Here is a 2,974-nt window from a genome sequence, read left to right as displayed (position 1 = left end):
CCCCCTTGTCCTCCTTGTCCCCCTTGTCCCCCGTGTCCTCCTTGTCCGCCTTGTCCCCCTTGTCCTCCTTGTCCCCCTTGTCCCCCTTGTCCTCCTTGTCCTCCTTGTCCCCTACATCACCAACGGGTTTTGACCACACCCTTTTTAGTTTGCAATGGGCGCGATAGGATGAGGTTAGTATTGCAGCTAAACCTGTGGCAGCTGAATTTCTGGTCTTGAGGATGGTTGCAGCTCTGGTAGCCTTTCGACTTTTAAGCGCCCAATAGTGAGGAGAGTCGGTATGGGACTTATTGACCGTATCCTGCGGGTAATTCGCGCCAATATAAGTAATTTAATTGGTGAGGCGGAAGATCCGGAAAAGATTCTGGAACAGACAGTGCAGGATATGCAGGAAGATTTAATTCAGTTGCGGCAGGCTGTAGCTGGTGCGATCGCTACTAAAAAACGCACCGAACGAGATGTCAGTAACGCCCAGTCTAATGCTGCTTCTTGGTATAGCCGCGCTCAACTGGCTTTGCAAAAAGGGGATGACAATCTGGCGCGGGAAGCTCTAAACCGACGGAAATCTTACCAGGAAACTGCCTCTGCAATGCAGGCTCAGCTGGAAACCCAAAACACGGTTATTAATAAGCTGAAGCAAGATTTGAAAACTCTAGAGAGCAAAATCGCCGAGGCAAAAACTAAAAAAGATCTGTACATTGCTCGCGCTCGCTCTGCACAAGCATCTCAGAAACTAAATGAGATGATGGGGCAATTCAACCCTAGCGGTTCTGTGAGTGCATTTGAGAGAATGGAGGAGAAAGTCCTGCAACTGGAAGCTCAATCCGAGGCTCTAGCTCAACTGGGAGCGGACGACTTGGAAAAGAAATTTGCGGCTTTGGAAGGGGGGAGCGAGATCGATCGGGAGTTGGAGGCGATGAAGGCAAAAATGCTTAGTGGTAACAATTCGCCTGAGTTGCCGTCAAGTTAGTCATCTGGCAAAAAAGCCCAAATGTAGTTAAAACGGCTCTTTCGGAGTTGTTATGCTTTTGTTAAATTAAGAACATTTTTATTCCTTTTCTCCTCTGCTCCTCTGCCCCTCTGCCCCTCTGAAGAAGCACAGTAAGCAAAAAAGAGCCGGTAAGTGCCGATCCGAGCTAGAAGTTTCTACACTGGATAATAGAGAATCAAGTTTTCAATCGCTCGATCGAGGTTGTGTAATTCCCTGGAGGGAGCCTTTTACACTTGAAATTATTATGGATGATGGTTTCAGGCTAACCAATTGAGCATATAGTTAACTGAATTCAACAGCAAGTAGGCTCTGGCCAGTCACCTGCCTTTCATCCGACCTTGTACACCCCAAAAGGAAAAACAAAGTTATGGGATTGTTTGACCGCATTAGCCGAGTACTCCGGGCCAATCTGAACGATGTTGTCAGTAAAGCTGAAGACCCGGAAAAAATTCTAGAACAGTCGATTATTGATATGCAGGAAGACTTGGTGCAGCTGCGCCAAGCAGTGGCTCAGGCGATCGCTACTCAGAAACGCACTCAGCAACAGTACAATCAAGCTCAATCAGAGGCGAACAATTGGCAAAGCCGCGCTCAACTGGCTCTTCAAAAGGGAGATGAGAATCTCGCGAAGGAAGCGCTGGTGCGGAAGAAAGCTCAAGCTGATACTGCGGGTGCGCTCAAAGCAACTTTGGACACCCAAAGTACTCAGGTGGATACGCTCAAGCGCAACTTGATTGGTCTGGAAAGTAAAATTTCCGAAGCTAAGACGAAGAAGGATATGCTGAAGGCGCGGATCTCAGCGGCTAAGGCTAACGAGCAACTGCAAAATGCAGTTGGTCGGCTGGGGACTAGCAGTGCGATGGGTGCCTTTGAGCGGATGGAAGAAAAGGTTTTGATGATGGAAGCCCGCGCCCAGTCGGCGCAAGAGTTGACTGGTAATAACCTGGAACAGCAATTTGCTGCTCTGGAAGGTAGTAGCGATGTTGATGATGAATTGATGGCGATGAAAGCTCAACTGGCTGGTTCTTCGCCCAACCAAGCAGCGCTACCCGGTTCTGCACAAAACACTACTTCTTCTACTTCTACTTCTTCTTCTACCCCTTCCTCGTCATCTGGTTCGGCTGTTGATAAGGATTTGGAAGAATTGCGAAAGCAGATGGATCGACTATAAGTTGCGATCGCAAACTTGAGAAATATCAGTCTGGATAATTGGCTCTAAACTCCTAGTCAAGACTGGGTTTACAGTGAACCTCCAGGCTGTATTTTTTTGGCTTGAGATGATTGCAGGTGAAATTCCGTTAAGATTGCAAAAAGGATCGACTTACTCGCTACCTGCCTTATGCTCAATGACCTTTTTCCATTTATATTCGATCTGGATGCTACTGCACTGGCTGGTTCTGGTTTGTGGTCGCTAGCTTTGTATCTGGGTTTCTCGCCGGTCAGCGAGTGGGTGATGGAGCAATTGAGGCGTTGGTTTAATTTTGCTGAGCGATCGCTCTATACTTCTGAAGCGGAATTTGAAAAAACTCGTCGGGCTAGAGAGTCACAAAACGCTTTTTACGCATCTATCTTTAGTATTATCCCTTTTTTAGTGGCTGGCAGTTTGTGCGACTGGGGCGTGGAGTTCACTCTGGGACGCAGTTGGGCGATTAGCTTTGGGATGTTAGCCTGCATTGGTTGCGGTATCTATGAGTTGGGGCGTCGGGATGGGCAAAAATGAAGAGGGGCTAGAAAAGTCAAAAGTCAAAAGTCAAAAGTCAAAAAGGGGAGTGGGGGAGAGAATGACAACTGACAACTGACAACTGACCACTGACAACTGACAACTGACAACTGACAACTGACAACTGACCACTGACCACTGACAACTGACCACTGACAACTGACCACTGACAACTGACCACTGACAACTGACAACTGACCACTGACAACTGACCACTGACAACTGACCACTGACAACTGACCACTGACAACTGACAACTGACA

At 47.8% G+C, this 2,974-nt stretch carries 4 protein-coding genes; 3 read left to right on the top strand and 1 reads right to left on the bottom strand.

Translation table 11 applies throughout. The annotated features are described in order from the left end of the window. The first annotated feature begins 280 nt into the window (after nucleotides 1-280). From LAY57_RS35230 to LAY57_RS35220, 3 genes are all read left to right on the top strand, one after another. Nucleotides 281-970 (top strand): PspA/IM30 family protein, encoded by a 690-nt coding sequence (locus LAY57_RS35230; RefSeq protein WP_249072087.1) that lies wholly within the window; start codon nucleotides 281-283, stop codon nucleotides 968-970. A gap of 388 nt (nucleotides 971-1,358) precedes the next feature. Next, a complete protein-coding gene (locus tag LAY57_RS35225) occupies nucleotides 1,359-2,162 on the top strand; it encodes a PspA/IM30 family protein (RefSeq protein ID WP_249072086.1) in 804 nt (267 codons plus the stop codon). 168 nt (nucleotides 2,163-2,330) lie between these two features. Next, nucleotides 2,331-2,711 (top strand): hypothetical protein, encoded by a 381-nt coding sequence (locus tag LAY57_RS35220; protein WP_249072084.1) that lies wholly within the window; start codon nucleotides 2,331-2,333, stop codon nucleotides 2,709-2,711. A gap of 23 nt (nucleotides 2,712-2,734) precedes the next feature. Here the strand turns inward: LAY57_RS35220 and LAY57_RS35215 are convergent, their stop codons facing one another. Beyond that, nucleotides 2,735-2,941, bottom strand: a complete 207-nt coding sequence (locus LAY57_RS35215; RefSeq protein WP_420839195.1) for a hypothetical protein — start codon at nucleotides 2,939-2,941, stop codon at nucleotides 2,735-2,737. Nucleotides 2,942-2,974: the final 33 nt, after the last annotated feature.

The sequence above is a fragment of the Argonema antarcticum A004/B2 genome (assembly GCF_023333585.1).
Classification (GTDB): domain Bacteria; phylum Cyanobacteriota; class Cyanobacteriia; order Cyanobacteriales; family Aerosakkonemataceae; genus Argonema; species Argonema antarcticum.
The sequence above is the reverse complement of the archived record's forward strand: the minus strand, read 5'-3'. Positions and strand labels throughout refer to the sequence as shown.